Origin of the sequence: Microbacterium sp. Leaf288 (assembly GCF_001422925.1) — a bacterium.
Taxonomy (GTDB): Bacteria; Actinomycetota; Actinomycetes; order Actinomycetales; family Microbacteriaceae; genus Microbacterium.
In genome coordinates, this window is the sequence record NZ_LMNI01000012.1 from 415,848 (window position 1) to 435,710 (window position 19,863).

The following is a 19,863-nucleotide window of genomic DNA, read 5'->3' on the forward strand; positions in this document are numbered from 1 at the left end:
TGCTCTCGAAACTGGGGTCGGCACCGTCGCGCCGACGACACGACGACGTGTGGAGACGGAATGAAGGACGCATGAGCGCGCACCGCTATGCCATCATCGGCGCCGGGCCATCGGGCCTCTCCGCCGCTCGGGCGCTGCAGAAGGCCGGGATCGAGTTCGACGGCTTCGAGGCGTCGCGCGGGGTCGGGGGCCTGTGGGACATCGAGAACCCGCGCTCCACGATGTACGAGTCGGCGCACCTCATCTCGTCGCGCACCACGACCGAGTTCGCCGAGTTCCCGATGCGCACGAAGGCCGACTACCCGAGCCACCGCGAGCTCATCACGTACTTCCGCGACTTCGCCGATCACTTCGGGCTGACCGCCCGATTCCGCTTCGACACGAAGGTCACCTCGCTCACGCCCACGGACGACGGCGGTTGGATGCTGCGTGCCGAAGGCCCCTCGACAGCCTCAGGGACCGGCGGCGACGGCCCGGTCGAGCAGCGCTACGACGGGGTGATCCTCGCGAACGGCACGCTGGCCGAGCCGAACGTCCCCGCGTTCCGCGGCGAGTTCACAGGTGAGCTCCTTCACACCAGCGCCTACAAGTCCGCGACCCAGCTCACCGGCAAGCGGGTGCTCATCATCGGCGCCGGCAATTCCGGCTGCGACATCGCGGTCGACGCCGTGCACCACGCGGCCTCCGTGGACATGAGCGTGCGCCGCGGCTACTACTTCGTCCCGCGCTACCTGTTCGGCAAGCCCTCCGACACCCTCAACCAGGGCAAGCCGCTCCCGGCGCGCATCAAACAGTTCGTCGACACTCGGGTGCTCCGCGCCTTCACCGGCGACCCCGTGCGGTTCGGGTTCCCCAAGCCCGACTACAAGATCTACGAGTCGCACCCCATCGTCAACACGCTCATCCTCAACCACCTGGGGCAGGGCGACCTGCGGATCGTGCCCGACATCGACCGTTTCGACGGGCGCACGGTGCACTTCCGCGACGGCTCGTCGGCCGAGTACGACACGGTGCTGCTCGCCACCGGCTACAAGCTCGACTACCCGTTCGTCGACCGCGCCGCACTGGACTGGTCGGGCATGGCCCCGCGCCTCTTCCTCAACACCTTCACCCCGTCCTTCAACGGGCTCTACGTGATGGGCATGATCGAGGCATCCGGAATCGGCTGGCAGGGCCGGTACGAGCAGGCCGAGCTCATCGCCGCCTACCTCGCGGCGCTCGAGCGCCACCCCGATCGCGCCGCGGCGTTCCGGGCGCGCGTGACGGGCGAGCCGTGGCCGGATCTCACCGGCGGCTACAACTACCTCGGCCTCGAGCGCATGTCGTATTACGTCAACAAGGACGCGTACCGCGGCGCTGTCCGCACCGCCACGCAGGCGCTGAAGACGGATGCCGCCTCCCGCGGCCCGCGACGGGCGCGCGGTGCCGCCCGCCGGGAGGTGACGGCGTGAACCCCGACGACGTCGTGCTCAACTTCAATCCGGGCACGCTCGTGATCCTCAACGTCGTGCTCGGGCTGATCATGTTCGGCATCGCGCTGGACACGACGCTGGACGACTTCAAGGTCGTGGCGCGCAAGCCGAAGCCCTTCGTCATCGCGATCCTCGCGCAGCTCATCGTGCTGCCCGCGGTGACCTTCGCGCTGACCCTGGTCCTGCCGGTGACGCCGTCCATGGCGCTCGGCATGATCCTCGTCGCCTGCTGCCCTCCGGGCAACATCTCGCAGGTGCTCACGCATCGCTCCGGCGGCAATGTGGCCCTCTCGGTGTCGATGACCGCCGTCTCGAACATCATCTACATCTTCGTGCTGCCGCTGTCGATCGCGTTCTGGGGTTCGCTGCATCCGACGGCACGCACGCTGCTCGAGGCCGTGTCGCTCGACGCGTGGGCGATGCTCGGCGACATCCTTCTCATCATCGGTCTGCCGTTCGCCTTGGGTCTGTTCATCCGCCACCGCTTCCCCGCGTTCGCGAAGCGCGTGCAGCCGTTCGTCAAGTGGTTCTCGCTGCTCGCGCTCGTCGGCTTCATCGTCGCCGCGCTCGCGGGCAACTGGGCCTACTTCGTCGCATTCCTCGGCGTCATCATCCTCGTCGTCACGATCCACGACGCCGTCGCACTGGCGATCGGGTACAGCACCGCTGTCGTCGGCGGCCTCGGCACCCGCGAGCGCAAGGCGATGACGTTCGAGGTCGGCATCCGCAACGCGGGCCTCGGCCTCGGGCTGGTGTTCGCCTTCTTCGGCGGCCTCGGCGGCATGGCGATCGTCGCCGGCTGGTGGGGCATCTGGGACATCATCGCGGGGCTCATCGTCGCCGCCCTCTGGGCCCGGCACACGAAGAAGCGCACGGGGTCGGCCAAGGGCGACGCGTCGCGCCACGCGGTGCGGGCGACGGACGCCGCGACCGGGTCCGCGACGACGGGGTCAGCCGATCCCGCGGAGCCCGCCGCATGAGCATCCGCGTCCTCGTCACCGGCGGCGCCGGTTTCCTCGGATCCCACGTGGCCGCTGCCCTCGCCTGCCGCCCCGATGTCGAGCTGGTCGTGGCCGGCGATCTGCGGCCGCCGCAGCATCCCGTCGACGGCGTCGTCTACGACGAGTGCGACGTCACCCGTCCCGACGGCCTCGTGCCGCTGCTGCGCCGCCACCGGATCGACGTCGTCGTGCACCTCGCCGCCATCGTCAACCCCGGCCGCGACCACGATCTCGAGTACCGGGTGGATGTGGACGGATCGCGGCACGTGCTCGAGGCGTGCGTCGAAGCCGGCGTGAAGCGGATCGTGGTCTCGTCGTCGGGCGCCGCCTACGGCTACCACCCCGACAACCCCGAGTGGCTGCGCGAGAGCGACCCCGTACGCGGCAACGACGAGTTCCCGTACTCGAAGCACAAGCGCCTCGTCGAGCGGCTGCTCGCCGGATACCGCGAGGCGCACCCCGAGCTCGAGCAGGTCGTGTTCCGCATCGGCACGATCCTGGGCCCGACGGTGCAGAACCAGATCACGGCGCTCTGGGACGGGCCCGCCCTCCTGAAGGTGCGCGGCTCGGAGTCGCCCTTCGTCTTCGTGTGGGTCGACGACGTCGCCGCCGCGATGGCACGCGCCGCCACCGACGGCCCGCCCGGCATCTACAACGTCGCCGGCGACGGCCGCGTGACCGTGCCCGAGATCGCCCGGCGCCTCGGCAAGCCCGTCGTGACGGTGCCTGCCGCGGTGCTGGGCTTCGGCCTGCGGATGGGACGGATGCTGCGCCTCACCGTCCACGGCCCGGAACAGGTGCGCTTCCTCCGCTACCGCCCGGTGCTCGCGAACGCGAAGCTGAAGGACGACTTCGGCTTCACTCCCGCGAAGACCTCGGCCGAGGCCTTCGAGGCGTACCTGGCGTCACACCCCGGCGTGGCGCGCCGCTGACCGCCCCCTCTCGCGGCGAAGTCCGGACTTCGCGGCGCGGGGGCGTCGCGCACCTGCGAAGTCCGGACTTCACCCCGTCGCCCGGAGACAACGGACACCCTGCGGTCCAGAAAGCGCAGCAAACCAGCGTCCCGAACCTGCGAAGTCCGGACTCGGTGGCCCGTCGGTCAGGGACGCCAACCGGCACGGATGAGAGCGCGCCGCACGATATCCACCGCCACCATCGGGTCGGGTTCGAGGTGGTGGTTCAGGATTCGAACGAGATGCCACCCCTCGTCGCCGATCGCACGCCACCGATCGGCATCGCGAGCGAATTGGCCTACGTCCTCGGCGTGCTGGCGGCCGTCGTACTCCACGGCGACCCGGTATCGCAGATACACCTGATCGAGCCGCGCGACGAAGGTCCCGGATGACGTGAAGAGCTCGTGGGCGAGGTCTGGTTCTGGGAGGCCGCCGTCGACCAGTCGGATCCGCAGTTCCGTCTCCTTGGCCGACTCCGCGCCGTCCCGGACGCGGTCGATCAAGCGCTCAAGGCGCGGACGGCGCATTCGTGCAGCCTCGCCCCGGAGCTCCTCCACGGTGACGAGTCGTCGCCGCCGCGCCACGAGGAAGTCTGCCGCAACGATGAGGTCGATGTCGGAGAGTTGAGCCGATGCCTGCACCCACGCTCGCGCTGGAGTCTCGACCCGGAGGCCGCCCCGAACCGCAAACGCTGCCTCCCGGCGAGCCAGGCGATGCGACACCACCCCGCGTGTGCGGATGGGGTTGCGCGGTCGTATTCCGGAGACATGGATGGCCTGGTCCCAGTCGCGCGGAGCCGGCGCGCCCCACAGCACGAGCGCAGAGCTGTGACTGAAGAAGTCGTCGGCCCCCATGCGGACGGCGAGCTGAGCACAGCGCTTCTTGTACGCGCGCAGCTCGATGCCGTTGCGGGGCCGCATCGCGGCGTCGCACTTCGCCTCCTGCTCCTTGAGCTGGCGCACCCCGTGGAACGGTCGCTCGAACCGCGGGCCGTCGAGGGTTCCACGGCCGATTCCGTCCTCGAGGGCTCTGGCAACCGTGAACGGCTGGCTTCCGATCGAAAGGCGCTTCCTCGTCACCACCCCATTTCACGCAGGGCCGGTTGCTGATTCTCGTCAGATGGCGAGTCCTGTGCACAACCCGAGCGACGGGCCCGCTGTGGAGGATTCTGTGCCGTCCGGACAACGCGGGAACGCGGCATCCGGAACCGGCGAAGTCCGGACCTCGCACAACGGGCCGTGTGCAATCTGATCCGCGCCGTCCGGACAACGCAGAAGCCAGGGGGCCGCAACCTGCGAAGTCCGGACTTCGCAGCGAATCGACCGCCGCGGCCGCACAGCATCTGGCACGCGTCGAGCGGGAAGGAGGGAGCGGATGCCGCGGGCCGAGCGGATGCCGCGGGCCGAGCGGATGCCGCGGGCCGAGCGGATGCCGCGGGCCGAGCGGATGCCGCGGGCAGCGCCTCCGCTCCGGAACCGGTCAGCGACTACGCGTCGAAGCCGTCGGCGATGAGGTCGATGAGCTCCTCGCGCTCCTCCACCGGGAGGAAGGCGCCGGCGGCGGCGTTGAGCTGGAAGGCCTCGAGGTCGTCGAGGCCGTACTCGAAGGTCTCGGCGAGGAGCGCGAGCTCGCGCGTGAGCGACGTGCGGCTCATGGTGCGGTTGTCGACGTTCACGGTGACCGCGAAGCCGAGCTGGTAGAGCAGGTCGAAGGGGTGGTCCTCCAGCGTCGTGCCCCAGCGCTCGATGGCACCTGTCTGCAGGTTCGACGACGGCGACAGCTCGAGCGGGATCTCGCGGTCGCGCACCCAGCGCGCCAGGTCGCCGAACTGGACGAGCACCTCTTCGCCGGCACGCGAGACGACTTCGAGGTCTTCGGCGAGGCGCACGCCGTGGCCGAGGCGCAGCGCGCGGCCGTCGATCAGCGCCGAACGGATCGAGTCCAGGCCGGCAGCCTCGCCCGCGTGCACGGTGGCCGGGAAGAACTCCGACGCCAGGTAGTCGAACGCCTCGCGCAGGCGCGACGGCGGGAACCCGTCCTCGGGACCCGCGATGTCGAACCCGACCGCGCCCCGGTTGCGCCAGTCCACGGCCAGCCGCGCGATCTCGAGCGAGCGGTCACTGTGGCGCATGGCCGAGATCAGCTGGCCGACACGGATGTCGTGGCCGCGGCTCTCGGCCGCGTCCTCGCCCTCCTCGATGCCCTCCTGCACCGCCGCGACGACCTCGTCGAGCGACAGCCCGCGGCCGAGGTGCTGCTCGGGTGCCCAGCGCACCTCGCCGTAGATGACGCCGTCGGCGGCGAGGTCCTCGACGAACTCGCGGGCGACGCGCGTGAGGCCTTCACGCGTCTGCATGACGCCGATCGTCAGGTCGAAGGTCTTGAGGTACTCGACGAGAGAGCCCGAGTCGCTCTTGTCGGCGAACCAGTCCGCGAGGTCGTCCGGGTCGGACTCGGGGACGTCGAACCCGATCGCGTCGGCCAGTTCGATGATCGTCGCGGGGCGCACGCCGCCGTCGAGGTGATCGTGCAGCGAGACCTTGGGGAGGCTCCGGAGCGACACTCCGTCGAGGATGGCGTCGCCGTGCTGGTCGATGGGCATTGAGATTCTCCTCGGTGCGATCGCGAGTCAGGGGGTGCGGACGGATGCTGCGGTCCGGGCGGCCGCGTCGGGCCCGGCGCGGGACTGACTCAGCCTAGGCGGTGATGCGTTCCAGGACGAGAGGAGTGCGCTCGGGTGCGTCGGGGCCGATCTCCCACGCCCCGTCGAGGGCTTCGAGGGCGCGGTCGAACCGGGAGGCATCCTCGCCGAGAAGGGTGAACAGCGGCTGGCCGGCGGTCACCTGATCGCCGGGCTTCACGTGAAGATCGATGCCCGCCGCGTGCAGCACCGGGTCCTGCGCGCGTGCGCGTCCGGCTCCCAGGCGCCACGCGGCGATGCCGAACGGGAGCGCCTCCATGCCGGTGACGTAGCCGCCTTCGGTCGCGGTGACGGTGTGCGTCTCGTTCGGGGCGGGCAGCGCAGCATCCGGATCGCCGTCCTGCGCGATGATCATCGCGCGCCAGGCATCCATCGCGCGGCCGTCCTGCAGCGCCGCCTCGACATCGGCGTCCGGCTGGCCGGCGAGCGCGAGCATCTCGCGGGCGAGCGCCACCGTCAGCTCGACGACGTCGGCGGGGCCGCCGCCGGCGAGCACCTCGACCGACTCGCGCACCTCGTTGGCGTTGCCGATGGCGAGGCCGAGCGGGGTGTTCATGTCGGTGAGGAGCGCGGTCGTCGAGACGCCCGAGTCGGTGCCGAGGGCGACCATCGTGCGGGCGAGCTCGCGGGCGCGGTCGACGCCCTGCATGAAGGCGCCGGAGCCGAACTTCACGTCGAGCACGAGCGCGTCGGTGCCCTCCGCGATCTTCTTCGACATGATGCTCGACGCGATGAGCGGGATGGCTTCGACCGTGCCGGTGACGTCGCGCAGCGCGTAGAGCTTCTTGTCGGCCGGTGCGAGACCGGAGCCTGCGGCGCAGATCACAGCGCCGACGTCGCGGAGCTGTGCGAACATCTCGTCGTTCGAGAGTGCCGCACGCCAGCCCGGGATCGACTCGAGCTTGTCGAGCGTGCCGCCGGTGTGGCCGAGTCCGCGGCCCGACAGCTGCGGCACCGCGACGCCGAAGCTCGCGACGAGCGGAGCCAGCGGCAGCGTGATCTTGTCGCCGACGCCGCCCGTCGAGTGCTTGTCGACCGTGGGCTTGCCGAGCCCCGAGAAGCTCATCCGCTCCCCCGAGGCGATCATCGCGTCGGTCATGACGCGGATCTCGTCGCGCGTCATGCCGTTGAGGAGAACGGCCATCGCGAACGCGGCCATCTGCGAGTCGGCGACGTACCCGCGGGTGTAGGCGTCGACCATCCAGCGCAGCGCCTGCTCCGGCACCGCACCGCCATCGCGTTTGGTGCGTATCACGTCGACCGCGTCGAACGGCTCGACGCCCGTCGGATCGCTCATCGGGTCGCCTCCTCGAGGTCGCGGGGTCCGAACGCGTCGGGCAGCACCTCGTCGATCGTGCGGATTCCCGACACCGTCTCGAGCAGCATGCCGGGGATCGCGAATTCGAACAGCAGCTGGCGGCAGCGGCCGCACGGCATGATCGTGTCGCCATGGCCGTTGACGCAGACGAACGCGACGAGGCTTCCGCCGCCCGAGTTCGCCAGCTCGCTGACGAGACCGCACTCGGCGCAGAGGGTGACGCCGTACGACGCGTTCTCGACGTTGCAGCCGGTGACGATGCGCCCGTCGGTCACGAGGGCGGCGGCGCCGACCTTGTAGCGCGAGTAGGGGGCGTAGGCGCGCCGCATCGCGTCCGTCGCCGCGGCGCGCAGCTCATCCCAGTCGATATCGGTCATGAGCGCGCTCCGTTCGCGTCGGGTGGGGTATCAGGAGGGTCGACGGATGCCGCGGCCCGGCATCCGTCGCCCTTCACACGCACGGCAGGCACCGCGTCATCCCTTGATGTATGGCTTGCCGGCGGCGGCGGGACCGCGGATCTGACCCGCGAAGCCGGCGACGGCGATGATCGTCACGAGGTACGGAAGCATCAGCATGAACTCGCTGGGGATCGGCGTCCGCAGCACGGTCAGGAGGTTCTGCAGGTTGGTCGCGAACCCGAACAGCAGCGCCGCGAGGGTCGCGCGGATCGGGTCCCAGCGGCCGAAGATGACCGCGGCGAGGGCGATGAAGCCGAGGCCCGCCGTCATCTCCTTGGTGAACTGGCCCACCGAGACGAGGGTGAAATACGCACCGCCGATGCCGGCGATCGCGCCGGCGAGAGAGACGTTCCAGAACCTGCTGGTGTTCACCTTGATGCCCACCGTGTCGGCCGCCTGCGGGTGCTCGCCGACCGCGCGGAGCCGCAGGCCCCAGCGGGTGCGGTAGAGGCCCCAGGCGACGAGCGCGACAGTGATGTACATGAGGTAGACGATGAACGTCTGGTTGAACAGCACGGGTCCGATGATCGGGATGTCGCTGAGCAGCGGGATCTCCCACCGCGTGAAGCGCACCGGGCGGTTGAGGTCGGCCTCGTTCGGCACGAGCAGCGCGCCGTAGAGGAAGCCGGTCAGGCCCGTCACGAGGACGTTGAGCACGACGCCGACGATCACCTGGTCGACGAGGTACTTGATCGAGAACGCCGCCAGCACGAACGCTACGAGCACGCCGCCCACCATCGCGCCCACGAGCCCGACGAACGGGTTGTGGGTGATGCTCGCCAGAAGTGCGGCGCTGAACGCGCCGAACAGGAACTGACCCTCGATCGCGACGTTGACGACGCCGACCCGCTCGCCGATGACGCCTCCGAGCGCACCGAAGATCAGCGGGACAGACAGCGACAGCGCGCCGAACAGGAGGCCCGTGACGGGCACGAGCCCACCGGCGGAGGCCCACACGAGGAACGCGAACACGGCGAGGAGGCTGAACACGATCGGCAGCCAGAGGCCGGTGCGGCGGTAGTTCGCCGAGTCCCAGAACGCCCAGAGCGTCAGGAGCACGAGGATGCCGATCAGGACCCAGCAGGTCACGGCGGTCGGGAAGCTCACGTTCGGCAGGCCGATCGACGAGCTCGGGTCGCTCAGCCGGAAGGTGCTGATGCCGTTGCGCGGGACGAACAGGAAGAGGAGCGCCAGCAGGGCCGTCGCGATCGCGAGGGTCACCGGCAGCTTCAGGTGGCGCACCTTCACGGTGGCCAGCTGGATCGTCCCGTCGGGAGCAGGAGCGAGCGCGGTCATGCGGACACCGCCTTCTTCGCAGCCTTGGCTCTCGCCTTGGCGGCCTTCTCGGCATCGGTCTTCGGCAGGAAGAAGATCGTGCGGATGAGCGGCGGCGCCGCGATGAACAGGACGATGAGCGACTGCACCACGAGCACGATGTCGACGGGGATGCCCTGCGAGGCCTGCATCGTGAACGAACCGGCCTTCAGCGCGCCGAACAGGATGCCGGCGGCGAACACGCCCCAGGCCCGGCTGCGGCCGAGGAGGGCGACGGTGATGGCGTCGAAGCCGATGCCCGCGTCGATGTAGCCGTCGAAGCCCGTGGTCACCGAGCCCTGGATCTGGTTCATGCCGGCCAGACCCGCGAGGCCACCGGCGAAGAGCATCGCGTAGATGTACATCCGCTGCACGGAGATGCCGGAGGCCCGCGCGGCGTGCGGGTTCTCGCCGACGGCGCGGAGCCGGAAGCCGAGGCTCGACCGCTCGACCAGCCACCACACGAAAACGGTGGCCGCGATGACGATCACGAAGCCCCAGTCGAGCAGGGGGAACCGGGGCCCGAGCAGGTCGGGGAACTGCGCGTTCGCCGGCGTCGCCGACGAGATCGGCTGGTCGCCCGCCGGGCGCTGCAGGATGCCGGGGGTGCGCACCATCCACGTCACGAGGTAGAACGCGACGTAGTTGAGCATGATGGTGAGGATCACCTCGTGGGCGCCGGTGCGCGCCTTCAGCACACCGACGATGCCACCCCAGATCGCACCGCCGGCGATACCCGCCGCCAGAGTGAGGGGCAGCTGGAGGAACATCGGCAGGTTCAGGTTGAAGGTGAACAGCGCCGCGGTCGCACACGCGATGAGGATCTGGCCACGGCCACCGATGTTGAACAGGCCCACGCGGAACGCCAGCGCCACACCGAGGCCTGCGGCGATCAGCGGGGCGGCGAAGCCGAGCGTGTTGGTGAGCGGCCGGATCTGCGTCGCGAAGTCATTCGCCCGGGGGTTGTAGATCGCCCCGCGGAAGAGCGCCTCGTAGCCGCCGTACACCGCATTCCAGACGGCGCCGAGCGTGTCGCCGGGTCGCGCGAAGAAGTAGCCGGACGCCGCCTGGACGTCCTCGTTCGTGATCGCCATCAGGATGCCGCCCACGACCATCGCCACGACGATCGCGAGCACGGTGGTCACCCAGTTGCTGCGCAGCAGCTCCTTGATGAAGACGTTCTGCCGCGGGGGCGGTGGCACCTCGCCGTCGACGGCACCGGGCGCGTCAGGGGTGGGGGCAGGGAGGTCCGGCGAACCCGTGAGGGGGCCCGACACGGACGGGAGCTGATCTGCAGGCAGCCCCTTGAGCGGGTCGCCGCTCGCAGCGGGGTTCTGGTCGTTCACGCGACGGCCTCCTCGGGCTTCTCGCCGGCCATCATGAGGCCGAGAACGTCTCGGGGGGTGTCGCCGGGCACGATGCCGACGATCGCTCCGCGGTACATCACCACGATGCGGTCGGCGAGGGCCGCGACCTCGTCGAGCTCGGTGGAGACGACGACGACGGGGATGCCGGCATCCCGCGTCTCGACGATGCGTTTGTGGATGAACTCGATCGAGCCGACGTCGACGCCGCGCGTGGGCTGCGCCGCGACGAGCAGCTTCAGCTCGCGGCTCATCTCGCGGGCGATCACGACCTTCTGCTGGTTTCCGCCGGACAGCGTCCCGGCGGGGACGTCCGGGCCCTGCGTGCGGATGTCGTACTCGGTGATGCGCGCCTTGGCGAAGTCGTCGAGCACCCCGCGGCGGATCGTGCCGCCCGACACGAACGCCTTGTCGCCGGACCGGTCGAGGATGAGGTTCTCGGCCACGGTGAACGTGCCCACCAGGCCGTCCTCGGTGCGATCCTCGGGCACGAACCCGACCCCCTCGTCGAGGATGCCGCGAACGCTCTTGCCCACGAGCTCGACACCGCCGAGCTCGATCGAGCCGCTCACGCGCTCCCCGAGGCCCACCATGGCCTCGATGAGCTCGGTCTGGCCGTTGCCCTGGACGCCCGCGACCGCGAGGATCTCGCCCGGCCGGACGTCGAAGCTCACGTCGTCCACGACGACGGTGCCGTTCGCGGTGACGACACGGAGGTCGCGCACCTCGAGTCCGCCCTCGCCGCGCTGGGGCGGGCCCTTGTGGACGGTGAGCTCGACCGCGCGGCCGACCATGAGGGAGGCGAGTTCCGCGTTGGAGGCGGTCGGCGAGGCCTCGCCCACGACCTTGCCGAGCCGGATGACGGTGATGCGGTCGGCGACGGCGCGCACCTCGCGCAGCTTGTGGGTGATGAAGACGATCGAGGTGCCCTCATCACGCAGCTGCTTCATGATCGTCATGAGCTCGTCGGTCTCCTGCGGGGTCAGCACCGCGGTCGGCTCGTCGAACACGAGCACCTTCGCGTCGCGCGACAGGGCCTTGATGATCTCGACCCGCTGCTGCACGCCCACGGGGAGATCGCCGACGACGGCGTCGGGATCGACCTCGAACCCGAAGCGGTCGGCGACCGAGCGCACGTGCTGGCGGGCCTTGGCGAGATCGAGGGCGCCGAGCGCCTTCGTGCTCTCGTGCCCGAGCATCACGTTCTCGGCGACGGTGAAGACCGGGATGAGCATGAAGTGCTGGTGCACCATGCCGATGCCCGAGTTCATCGCGTCGCCGGGACCGCGGAAGTGCTGGACGACGTCGTCCAGCAGGATCTCGCCCTCATCGGCCTGGTACAGGCCGTAGAGCACGTTCATGAGTGTGGATTTGCCGGCGCCGTTCTCGCCGAGAAGGGCATGGATCTCACCCGGCTGGACCACGAGATCGATGTGGTCGTTCGCGACGAGGGACCCGAAACGCTTCGTGATCCCACGGAGCTCGAGCTTCATATGTGCACCCTATATATGCTGTCGGCCGCGGCGCCATCCATGTGGTGGCGGCGGGGAAGAACGCGGCCGGGTGGAGTCGTCCACCCGGCCGCGTTCCGCTGTTCCTGCTGCCTTACGGCGAGCTGGGCGAGGTCACCTCGAGGTCGCCCGAGATGATCTGCTCCTGGAGGGCGGCGAGCTCATCGAGCAGGCCCTCCGGCAGCTGCGACTCGAACGAGCCGAAGCCCGACAGGCCCACGCCCTCGTTCTCGAGCGTGCCGATGTAGGTGGCCGGGTCGAAGTCGCCCGACGACGCCTCCATGGTCGCCTGGTAGACGGCCTCGTCGATGCGCTTCATGATCGAGACCAGCACCATGTCGGCGACCGAGGGGTCGGCCTTGGCGAGGTCGGAGTCGACACCCAGCATGACCGTGCCGCTGCCGGCGTCGGTGATGGCGTCGCGCGCGCTCTGGTAGATCGGGCCGCCGACCGGGAGGATCACGTCGACGCCCTGGTCGAGGATGCCCTGCGCGGTCTGCTTGGCGGTGTCGTTGGCGGCGAAGCCACCGGTCATCGAGCCCTCCTGGGCGTCGACGTCCCAGCCGTAGGTCTCGACCGCGGCGCCCTTGTCTTCGTTGTACTTCTCGACGCCGTCGATGAAGCCGTCCATGAAGATGGTGACGGGCGGGATCGGGATGCCGCCGAAGGTGCCGACCTTGTTGACGCCGGCTTCCGCCGACCACGCGGCCGCGGCGTAGCCGCCGAGGTACGCGGCCTGGACGGTGTCGAACAGGAGCGGCTTGATGTTCGGCGCGTCGGTCTCGCCGTCGCCGGTCTCCTTGCCGTCGTCGCCCGTCGCGCCGCTGTTGTCGGCCCGGTCGTCGATGATGGCGTAGTTCACGTCGGGGTTCGCGAGCGCGGAGGCGACCGTGTCGGCCGACAGCTTGAAGCCGACCGCGATGATGAACGTGCAGCCCTCGGCGATGAGGTTCTCGAGGTTCGGGGCGTAGTCGTTCGCCGAGCTGGACTCGACCTCGATGGGCTCGACGCCGAGTTCCTCGGCGGCGCGGTCCATGCCTTCCTTCGCGGACTGGTTGAACGACTTGTCGTTGAAGCCGCCGTCGTCCGACACGAGGCAGGGGGTGAAGCCCTCGACGACGTTTCCGGCGTCTCCCGTGGATTCCGTCTCCTCAGGGGCGGAGCCGCAGCCGGCGAGGGCGATCAGCATGCCCGCGGCGACGGTGACGCCGACGAGCTTCTTGGTGCGTGAGATGGTCAACTCAGCCTCCACTACGTTCCCCCGCGTCCTTCACGGGGACTGCACAAAGTTACCCACTGTGACGGCGCGGTTGCATGCATCGTGAGGCGTCGTTCGCGAAAGGTTACAAAGACGCAATATCCCGCTCAGATGAGCAGAGGATCAGGGAAAACGGTCCCCACGCCCACTCCACGCATCGCTGGCGCGATCCGCGGAGCCTCCGGGCGCGTGGGCCCAGCCGCGGGCCGCAGCATCCGTTTTCACAGAACTTCGCCGCGCCCGCTGAGCTTGAGCGCGTCGACGACGCCCTTCACGCGCTGGGCGTGCTCGCTCGTGGTGACCAGGAGCGCGTCCTCGGTGTCGACCACGACGATGTCGCGGACACCGATGAGGCTGATGACCCGTCGGGTCTGGCTGACGACGATGCCGCTGGCCGCATCGGAGAGGATGCGGGCGTTCTCGCCGAGGATGGCGAGGTCGTTCTTGCGGCCGTGGGAGTTGAGCTTGGCGAGACTCGCGAAGTCGCCCACGTCGTCCCAGTCGAAGTGCCCGGGGATGACGGCGAGGCGCCCCTTCGCGGCCGCGGGCTCGGCGACGGTGTAGTCGATCGCGATCTTCTTGAGCGTCGGCCAGACCCGGTCGACCACCGGTCCGCGCTCGTCGCGGTCGTCCCAGGCCTCGGCGAGGTCCATGAGGCCCGCGTAGAGGTGAGGCTCGTTCTCGGCGATCTCGCCGAGCAGCACGTCGGCGCGCGAGATGAACATGCCGGCGTTCCACAGGTAGTTGCGGTCGGCGAAGTACTCCTTCGCCGTCTCGAGGTCGGGCTTCTCGACGAAGCTCTCGACCAGCGCGGCCTCGGGCGCCCCCTCGACCTTCAGCGCGTCGCCCTTCTTGATGTACCCGAACCCGACGGACGGCTCGGACGGCTGGATGCCGATCGTGCAGATGTAGCCCTCGCGCGCGGTGGAGACCGCCTGGTTCACCGCCCACTCGAACAGCTGCGGCACGCGGATGACGTGGTCGGCGGCGAACGAGCCGATGATCACGTCGGGCTCGCGACGCGAGAGGATCGCGGCGGCCAAGCCGATCGCGGCCGTGGAATCGCGGGGTTCCGACTCCAGGAAGACGTTCTTGTCGGGGATGTCGGGCAGCTCCTTCTCCACCGCCGCACGGTGTGCGCGCCCGGTCACGACGGCGATGCGGTCTGGTCCGGCGAGCGGCTCCAGCCGGTTCCACGTGTCGCCGAGGAGCGTGTGCCCCGAGCCGGTGAGATCGTGGAGGAACTTCGGCGCGTCGGCGCGCGACAGCGGCCACAGCCGGCTGCCGATGCCGCCGGCGGGGATCACGGCGTAGAAGTCGTCGATGGGTCCGGGCATGGCACCCAGGGTAGCCGGATCGGCGAAACAACCGCGGTTCTTGTCACTCGCGAAGATCCCTCCGGATGGAGGGGCCGTAAGGGTCGCCTTCGTCGCCGGTCCGCGAAATGCGGGAATAGGATGGTCGCAGCGCCCGCGTGACGCCGACGGCCCGAAGCCCACGGTTCCGGGCCCTCTTCGGGGGCCGTCCTCGCAGTCCGAGGCCAGCCCCATCGTGTTTCGATCCAAGGAGGACGGACGTGTCTGCACCAGCACGCGTCACACCGTCGGTATCCGAGACCACCTCCCGAGTTCCTCGCGGCACCCTGTACCGCGGGAACGAAGGCATGTGGTCGTGGGTGCTGCACCGCATCACCGGCGTCGCCATCTTCTTCTTCCTGCTCGTCCACATCCTCGACACGGCGCTCATCCGGGTGTCGCCCGAGGCGTACGACGCGGTGATCGGCACGTACAAGAACCCGGTGATGGCCCTGGGCGAGGTCGCCCTGGTCGGCGCCATCGCGTACCACGCGTACAACGGCCTGCGCATCATCCTGGTCGACATGTGGTCGTGGGCCACCCGCCACCAGCGCCAGCTGTGGTGGGGCGTGCTGGGCCTGTGGGCCGTGACGATGCTGGGCTTCGTCCCGCGTCACCTCATGCTCGCCTTCGCACCGGGAGGGGGCCACTGATGACCGCCATCGCCGATCCGCGCGCTCCGCGCGCCGCCGTCCGCCGCCGGGGTGCCAACCTCGAGAAGTGGGGCTGGGTCTACATGCGCGCCTCGGGCGTGCTGCTCGTGGTCCTGATCTTCGGCCACCTCTTCGTGAACCTGATGGTCGGCGAAGGCATCCACGGCATCGACTTCGCGTTCGTCGCCGGCAAGTACGCCACGCCGTTCTGGCAGTGGTGGGACGTCCTCATGCTGTGGCTCGCGCTGATCCACGGCGCGAACGGCATGCGCACGATCGTCAACGACTACGTGACCCACGCCGGCACCCGCCGCGTGCTGGTCTGGGCGCTCGGCCTCGCGGCGGCGTTCCTCATCGTGCTCGGCACGCTCGTCGTCTTCACGTTCGACCCGTGCATCGGCTTCGACGCCGAGACCGCGTCCGACACCATCATCAGCATCTGCGGCTAGCGTTCGGGCGACCCCCGAGCATCGACCATCGAAAGCACACAGCGTGAGCACTGAGACCACCGACAGCTACGTCAAGGACGGCGTCCACTACCACCAGTTCGACATCGTCATCGTGGGCGCCGGCGGCGCCGGCATGCGCGCCGCCATCGAGGCGGGCCCCGGGGCGAGGACGGCCGTCATCTCGAAGCTGTACCCCACCCGCTCGCACACCGGCGCGGCGCAGGGCGGCATGGCGGCGGCCCTGGCGAACGTCGAAGAGGACTCGTGGGAGTGGCACACCTTCGACACCGTCAAGGGCGGCGACTACCTCGTCGACCAGGACGCGGCCGAGATCCTCGCGAAAGAGGCGATCGACGCGGTCATCGACCTCGAGAACATGGGCCTGCCGTTCAACCGCACCCCCGAGGGCAAGATCGACCAGCGCCGCTTCGGCGGGCACACCGCCGACCACGGCAAGACCCCGGTGCGCCGTGCCTGCTACGCCGCCGACCGCACCGGCCACATGATCCTGCAGACGCTGTTCCAGAACTGCGTCAAGCTCGGCATCAACTTCTTCAACGAGTTCTACGTGCTCGACCTCATCACGGTCGGCGAGGGCACCGACAAGCAGATCGCGGGCGTCGTCGCCTACGAGCTCGCCACGGGCGACCTGCACGTCTTCCAGTCGAAGGCCGTCATCTTCGCGACGGGCGGATTCGGCAAGATCTTCAAGACGACCTCGAACGCGCACACCCTCACCGGTGACGGCGTCGGCATCATCTGGCGCAAGGGCCTGCCGCTGGAGGACATGGAGTTCTTCCAGTTCCACCCGACCGGTCTCGCCGGGCTCGGCATCCTTCTCACCGAAGGTGCCCGCGGTGAAGGCGCGATCCTGCGCAACGTGAGCGGCGAGCGGTTCATGGAGCGCTACGCCCCGACCATCAAGGACCTCGCCCCGCGCGACATCGTCAGCCGGTGCATGGTGCAGGAGGTCGCAGAGGGCCGCGGCGCCGGACCCCACCGCGACTACGTGCTCCTGGACTGCACGCACCTGGGCGCCGAGGTGCTCGAGACGAAGCTCCCCGACATCACCGAGTTCGCACGCACGTATCTCGGCGTCGACCCGGTGGTCGAGCCGGTGCCCGTCATGCCGACCGCGCACTACGCGATGGGCGGCATCCCCACCAACAACGACGCGCAGGTGCTCAGCGACAACACCACCGTCGTCCCGGGCCTGTACGCAGCCGGCGAGTGCGCGTGCGTGTCGGTGCACGGGTCGAACCGCCTCGGCACCAACTCGCTGCTCGACATCAACGTCTTCGGCAAGCGCGCCGGCCGCAACGCCGTCGAGTACGTCAAGACCGCCGACTTCGTGCCGCTGCCCGAAGACCCCGCCGCCGAGGTGCGCGACCTCATCGAGGGCCTGCGCAACAACCCGGGCACCGAGCGCATCGCGGTGCTCCGCAAGACGCTGCAGGACGAGATGGACCGCAAGGCCCAGGTGTTCCGCACCGACGAGTCGCTCGGCGAGGTGCTCCTCACCATCGAAGAGCTGCGGGAACGCTTCAAGAACGTGCACGTCGACGACAAGGGCAAGCGGTTCAACACCGACCTGCTCGAGGCCGTCGAGCTCGGCTTCCTCCTCGACATCGCCGAGGTGGTCGTCGTGACCGCGAAGAACCGCAAAGAAAGCCGCGGCGGCCACATGCGCGACGACTTCCCGAAGCGCGACGACGAGAACTACATGCAGCACACCATGGCGTACCTGTCGGGCGACCCGCACTCGTCGAACGCCGAGGACCACATCCGCCTGGGCTGGAAGCCCGTCGTCTTCACGAAGAACGAAAAGGGCGAGTTGAACTACCCGCCGATGGAGAGGAAGTACTGATGACGCTCGTCGCCGACGCGGATTCCGCTACCGAGGTCACCAACGACACCGGCATCCAGTCGTTCCTCGTCACGTTCATCATCCGGCGCTTCGACCCCGAGGTCGACGAGGAGCCGCGCTGGGTCGACTACGACGTCGAGCTCTACTCGACCGACCGCGTGCTCGACGCCCTGCACAAGATCAAGTGGGAGGTCGACGGCTCGCTGACCTTCCGCCGCTCGTGCGCCCACGGCATCTGCGGCTCCGACGCGATGCGCATCAACGGCCGCAACCGGCTCGCGTGCAAGACGCTCATCAAGGACCTCGACATCTCGCAGCCGATCTATGTCGAGGCCATCAAGGGCCTGCCGCTCGAGAAGGACCTCGTCGTCGACATGGAGCCGTTCTTCGCGTCGTACCGCGAGGTCCAGCCGTTCCTCATCGCGAACTCGACGCCCGAGAAGGGCAAGGAGCGCATCCAGTCGATCGTCGACCGCGAGGTCTTCGACGACACCACGAAGTGCATCCTGTGCGCCGCGTGCACGTCGTCGTGCCCCGTCTTCTGGACCGACGGCCAGTACTTCGGCCCTGCGGCCATCGTCAACGCGCACCGCTTCATCTTCGACTCGCGCGACGACGCCGGCGACGTGCGCCTCGACATCCTCAACGACAAAGAGGGCGTGTGGCGCTGCCGCACGACCTTCAACTGCACCGAGGCGTGCCCGCGCGGCATCGAGGTCACCAAGGCGATCGCCGAGGTCAAGCAGGCGGTCCTGCGCGGACGCCCGTAACCCCGGTTCTCTTTCAGGCAGACGGATGCCGCATCGCTCAGCGATGCGGCATCCGTCTGTCGCTAATCTGAACACCGTGACGCACACTCCCCCGCCCGATGCCCGTGCGGCAGCGGACGCCGCGCAGCGCGAGGAGGAGTCGCTCCGGGAGCGCTGGGAGGCGACGGAGCACAGCCTCCGGCAGCGCTTCGACGCGCCGATCAGTCGCGCGACGCGGCTGACGCAGGCGACGATGGCGTGGTTCCCCGTCCGGGTGTGGCGCCACTTCCTCATCGAGAACGGGTTCCTGCTCGCGGCCGGCGTCAGCTACGTCGCGCTGTTCGCGTGCTTCGCCGCGATCTACGTCGTGTTCGCGATCGTCGGCATCTGGCTGGGTGGGAGCCCGGATGCCGTCAACGCCCTCATCGACCTGATCAACAGCTACATCCCGGGCCTGATCTCCGATTCAGGCGGACTCGCCACCCCCGAAGCGGTGCAGGAGATCGCATCCTCGAACTCCGGCGTCCTCGGCTGGACGGGCGTCATCGCGCTCGGCGCCCTCATCTGGACGGCGATCGACTGGGTCACCTACTCCCGTCGCGCGGTGCGCGAGCTGTTCGCCATCCCGCCGGATCGACGAAGCTATTTCCTGCTCAAGGCCAGAGACTTCCTCGCGGCGCTCATCTTCGGCGCGGCGCTGATCTTCGGCTTTGCGCTCAGCACCGTGGGCACCTACGCCGTCGAATGGATCTTCTCCCTGTTCGGGTTGAAGGACACGAGCGCCCTCACCGACATCAGCGTCAGCATCGGCTCGCTCCTCATCGGTTTCGCGGTGACCTCCACGGCGCTCGTCGGTCTGTTCCGATTCCTGACCGGCACGAAGCTGCCGTGGCGCCGCATCTGGCCAGGCGCCCTGCTCGGCGGACTCGGCATCTCGGTGCTCCAGCTCGGTGCCGGTCTGCTGCTGAGCTACACGCCCTCCAACCCGCTGCTGGCGACGTTCGCGATCTTCATCGGGATGCTGCTGTGGTTCCGGCTGCTCGGGATCGTCATGCTCGTCGCGGCGGCGTGGATCGCCGTCGCGGCGAAGGACCGCGATGTCGTGATGCTGCCGCAGACCGATGCCGAGCGCGTCGCGGCCGAGCACGCGGCTCTGCTCGTGGCCGCACGGGTGCGGCTGCGCACCGCGCAGGACGCGCGCGACCAGGCGCCCTGGTACCGCGCGTGGGTCGCCGACCGCGCCGTGCGGGAGGCCGAGGACGAGCTGAGCCAGGTGGAGGCGGCGACGCCGGCGGCGCCGGTTCGGAACGGGGCCGCGCCGGGGCGGGCGTCGACCCCCGTTCCGTCGGCCGCCGCGACGCCGAGCAAGCCGTCCAAGCGCGGGCGGTCGCCGCGCGTCCCGCACAACGACTGATGCGTCCAGCGGTGTCGGTGGCCCCG

Annotated in this window: 17 protein-coding genes; 8 read left to right on the forward strand and 9 right to left on the reverse strand. The window is 69.3% G+C overall.

Translation table 11 applies throughout. The features are described 5' to 3' along the window. Positions 1-71 precede the first annotated feature (71 nt). The 3 genes from ASF40_RS15465 to ASF40_RS15475 are packed head-to-tail and all read left to right on the forward strand — an operon-like array spanning position 72 to position 3,405. Positions 72-1,451, forward strand: a complete 1,380-nt coding sequence (locus ASF40_RS15465; RefSeq protein ID WP_056370625.1) for a flavin-containing monooxygenase — start codon at positions 72-74, stop codon at positions 1,449-1,451. Then, the gene (locus ASF40_RS15470) at positions 1,448-2,452 is read left to right on the forward strand and encodes a bile acid:sodium symporter family protein (protein ID WP_082497099.1); all 1,005 of its coding nucleotides are present in this window, start codon (positions 1,448-1,450) and stop codon (positions 2,450-2,452) included. The genes ASF40_RS15465 and ASF40_RS15470 overlap by 4 nt, the downstream gene beginning before the upstream one ends. Further along, on the forward strand, positions 2,449-3,405 hold the full coding sequence (locus ASF40_RS15475; RefSeq protein ID WP_056370628.1) for an SDR family oxidoreductase: 957 nt from the start codon (positions 2,449-2,451) through the stop codon (positions 3,403-3,405). Before ASF40_RS15470 ends, ASF40_RS15475 begins: the two co-directional genes overlap by 4 nt. 167 nt (positions 3,406-3,572) lie before the next feature. Here ASF40_RS15475 and ASF40_RS15480 read toward each other — a convergent pair whose 3' ends face one another. The 9 genes from ASF40_RS15480 to ASF40_RS15520 form a co-directional block, all read right to left on the reverse strand. Further along, complete coding sequence (locus ASF40_RS15480) at positions 3,573-4,505, reverse strand: DUF559 domain-containing protein (protein WP_157549717.1); 933 nt, start codon at positions 4,503-4,505, stop codon at positions 3,573-3,575. A 407-nt stretch (positions 4,506-4,912) separates the two neighbouring features. Further along, complete coding sequence (locus ASF40_RS15485; RefSeq protein ID WP_056370632.1) at positions 4,913-6,028, reverse strand: adenosine deaminase; 1,116 nt, start codon at positions 6,026-6,028, stop codon at positions 4,913-4,915. Between the two features lie 94 nt (positions 6,029-6,122). Continuing rightward, complete coding sequence (locus tag ASF40_RS15490) at positions 6,123-7,424, reverse strand: thymidine phosphorylase (protein WP_056370634.1); 1,302 nt, start codon at positions 7,422-7,424, stop codon at positions 6,123-6,125. Then, a complete protein-coding gene (locus ASF40_RS15495; protein WP_056370636.1) occupies positions 7,421-7,822 on the reverse strand; it encodes a cytidine deaminase in 402 nt (133 codons plus the stop codon). Before ASF40_RS15495 ends, ASF40_RS15490 begins: the two co-directional genes overlap by 4 nt. 96 nt (positions 7,823-7,918) lie before the next feature. After that, complete coding sequence (locus tag ASF40_RS15500; protein ID WP_056370638.1) at positions 7,919-9,199, reverse strand: ABC transporter permease; 1,281 nt, start codon at positions 9,197-9,199, stop codon at positions 7,919-7,921. Continuing rightward, complete coding sequence (locus ASF40_RS15505; RefSeq protein WP_056370639.1) at positions 9,196-10,563, reverse strand: ABC transporter permease; 1,368 nt, start codon at positions 10,561-10,563, stop codon at positions 9,196-9,198. The genes ASF40_RS15500 and ASF40_RS15505 overlap by 4 nt, the downstream gene beginning before the upstream one ends. Beyond that, positions 10,560-12,074: an ABC transporter ATP-binding protein gene (locus tag ASF40_RS15510; RefSeq protein ID WP_056370641.1), complete on the reverse strand. Its 1,515-nt coding sequence runs from the start codon at positions 12,072-12,074 to the stop codon at positions 10,560-10,562. Before ASF40_RS15510 ends, ASF40_RS15505 begins: the two co-directional genes overlap by 4 nt. Before the next feature lie 112 nt (positions 12,075-12,186). Next, complete coding sequence (locus tag ASF40_RS15515; protein ID WP_056370642.1) at positions 12,187-13,332, reverse strand: BMP family lipoprotein; 1,146 nt, start codon at positions 13,330-13,332, stop codon at positions 12,187-12,189. 239 nt (positions 13,333-13,571) lie between these two features. Next, the gene (locus tag ASF40_RS15520; protein ID WP_056370643.1) at positions 13,572-14,687 is read right to left on the reverse strand and encodes a mannose-1-phosphate guanylyltransferase; all 1,116 of its coding nucleotides are present in this window, start codon (positions 14,685-14,687) and stop codon (positions 13,572-13,574) included. Positions 14,688-14,926: 239 nt separating this feature from the next. Between ASF40_RS15520 and sdhC the strand changes: the two genes are divergently transcribed. From sdhC to ASF40_RS15545, 5 genes are all read left to right on the forward strand, one after another. After that, complete coding sequence (gene sdhC / locus ASF40_RS15525) at positions 14,927-15,358, forward strand: succinate dehydrogenase, cytochrome b556 subunit (RefSeq protein WP_082497100.1); 432 nt, start codon at positions 14,927-14,929, stop codon at positions 15,356-15,358. Beyond that, on the forward strand, positions 15,358-15,807 hold the full coding sequence (locus ASF40_RS15530; protein ID WP_056370644.1) for a succinate dehydrogenase hydrophobic membrane anchor subunit: 450 nt from the start codon (positions 15,358-15,360) through the stop codon (positions 15,805-15,807). The genes sdhC and ASF40_RS15530 overlap by 1 nt, the downstream gene beginning before the upstream one ends. Before the next feature lie 43 nt (positions 15,808-15,850). Beyond that, a complete protein-coding gene (sdhA, locus tag ASF40_RS15535; protein ID WP_056370649.1) occupies positions 15,851-17,674 on the forward strand; it encodes a succinate dehydrogenase flavoprotein subunit in 1,824 nt (607 codons plus the stop codon). Continuing rightward, positions 17,674-18,444, forward strand: coding sequence for a succinate dehydrogenase iron-sulfur subunit (locus tag ASF40_RS15540; protein WP_056370652.1), 771 nt, complete (start codon positions 17,674-17,676; stop codon positions 18,442-18,444). Before sdhA ends, ASF40_RS15540 begins: the two co-directional genes overlap by 1 nt. A gap of 76 nt (positions 18,445-18,520) precedes the next feature. Next, positions 18,521-19,837, forward strand: a complete 1,317-nt coding sequence (locus ASF40_RS15545) for a YihY/virulence factor BrkB family protein (RefSeq protein WP_235560256.1) — start codon at positions 18,521-18,523, stop codon at positions 19,835-19,837. Positions 19,838-19,863: the final 26 nt, after the last annotated feature.

Coding starts and splice junctions, on each gene's coding strand:
- ASF40_RS15465 (WP_056370625.1), top strand. CDS start 72: ATGAGCGCGCACCGCTATGCCATCATCGGCGCCGGGCCATCGGGCCTC.
- ASF40_RS15475 (WP_056370628.1), top strand. CDS start 2,449: ATGAGCATCCGCGTCCTCGTCACCGGCGGCGCCGGTTTCCTCGGATCC.
- ASF40_RS15485 (WP_056370632.1), bottom strand. CDS start 6,028: ATGCCCATCGACCAGCACGGCGACGCCATCCTCGACGGAGTGTCGCTC.
- ASF40_RS15490 (WP_056370634.1), bottom strand. CDS start 7,424: ATGAGCGATCCGACGGGCGTCGAGCCGTTCGACGCGGTCGACGTGATA.
- ASF40_RS15495 (WP_056370636.1), bottom strand. CDS start 7,822: ATGACCGATATCGACTGGGATGAGCTGCGCGCCGCGGCGACGGACGCG.
- ASF40_RS15500 (WP_056370638.1), bottom strand. CDS start 9,199: ATGACCGCGCTCGCTCCTGCTCCCGACGGGACGATCCAGCTGGCCACC.
- ASF40_RS15510 (WP_056370641.1), bottom strand. CDS start 12,074: ATGAAGCTCGAGCTCCGTGGGATCACGAAGCGTTTCGGGTCCCTCGTC.
- ASF40_RS15520 (WP_056370643.1), bottom strand. CDS start 14,687: ATGCCCGGACCCATCGACGACTTCTACGCCGTGATCCCCGCCGGCGGC.
- ASF40_RS15530 (WP_056370644.1), top strand. CDS start 15,358: ATGACCGCCATCGCCGATCCGCGCGCTCCGCGCGCCGCCGTCCGCCGC.
- ASF40_RS15540 (WP_056370652.1), top strand. CDS start 17,674: ATGACGCTCGTCGCCGACGCGGATTCCGCTACCGAGGTCACCAACGAC.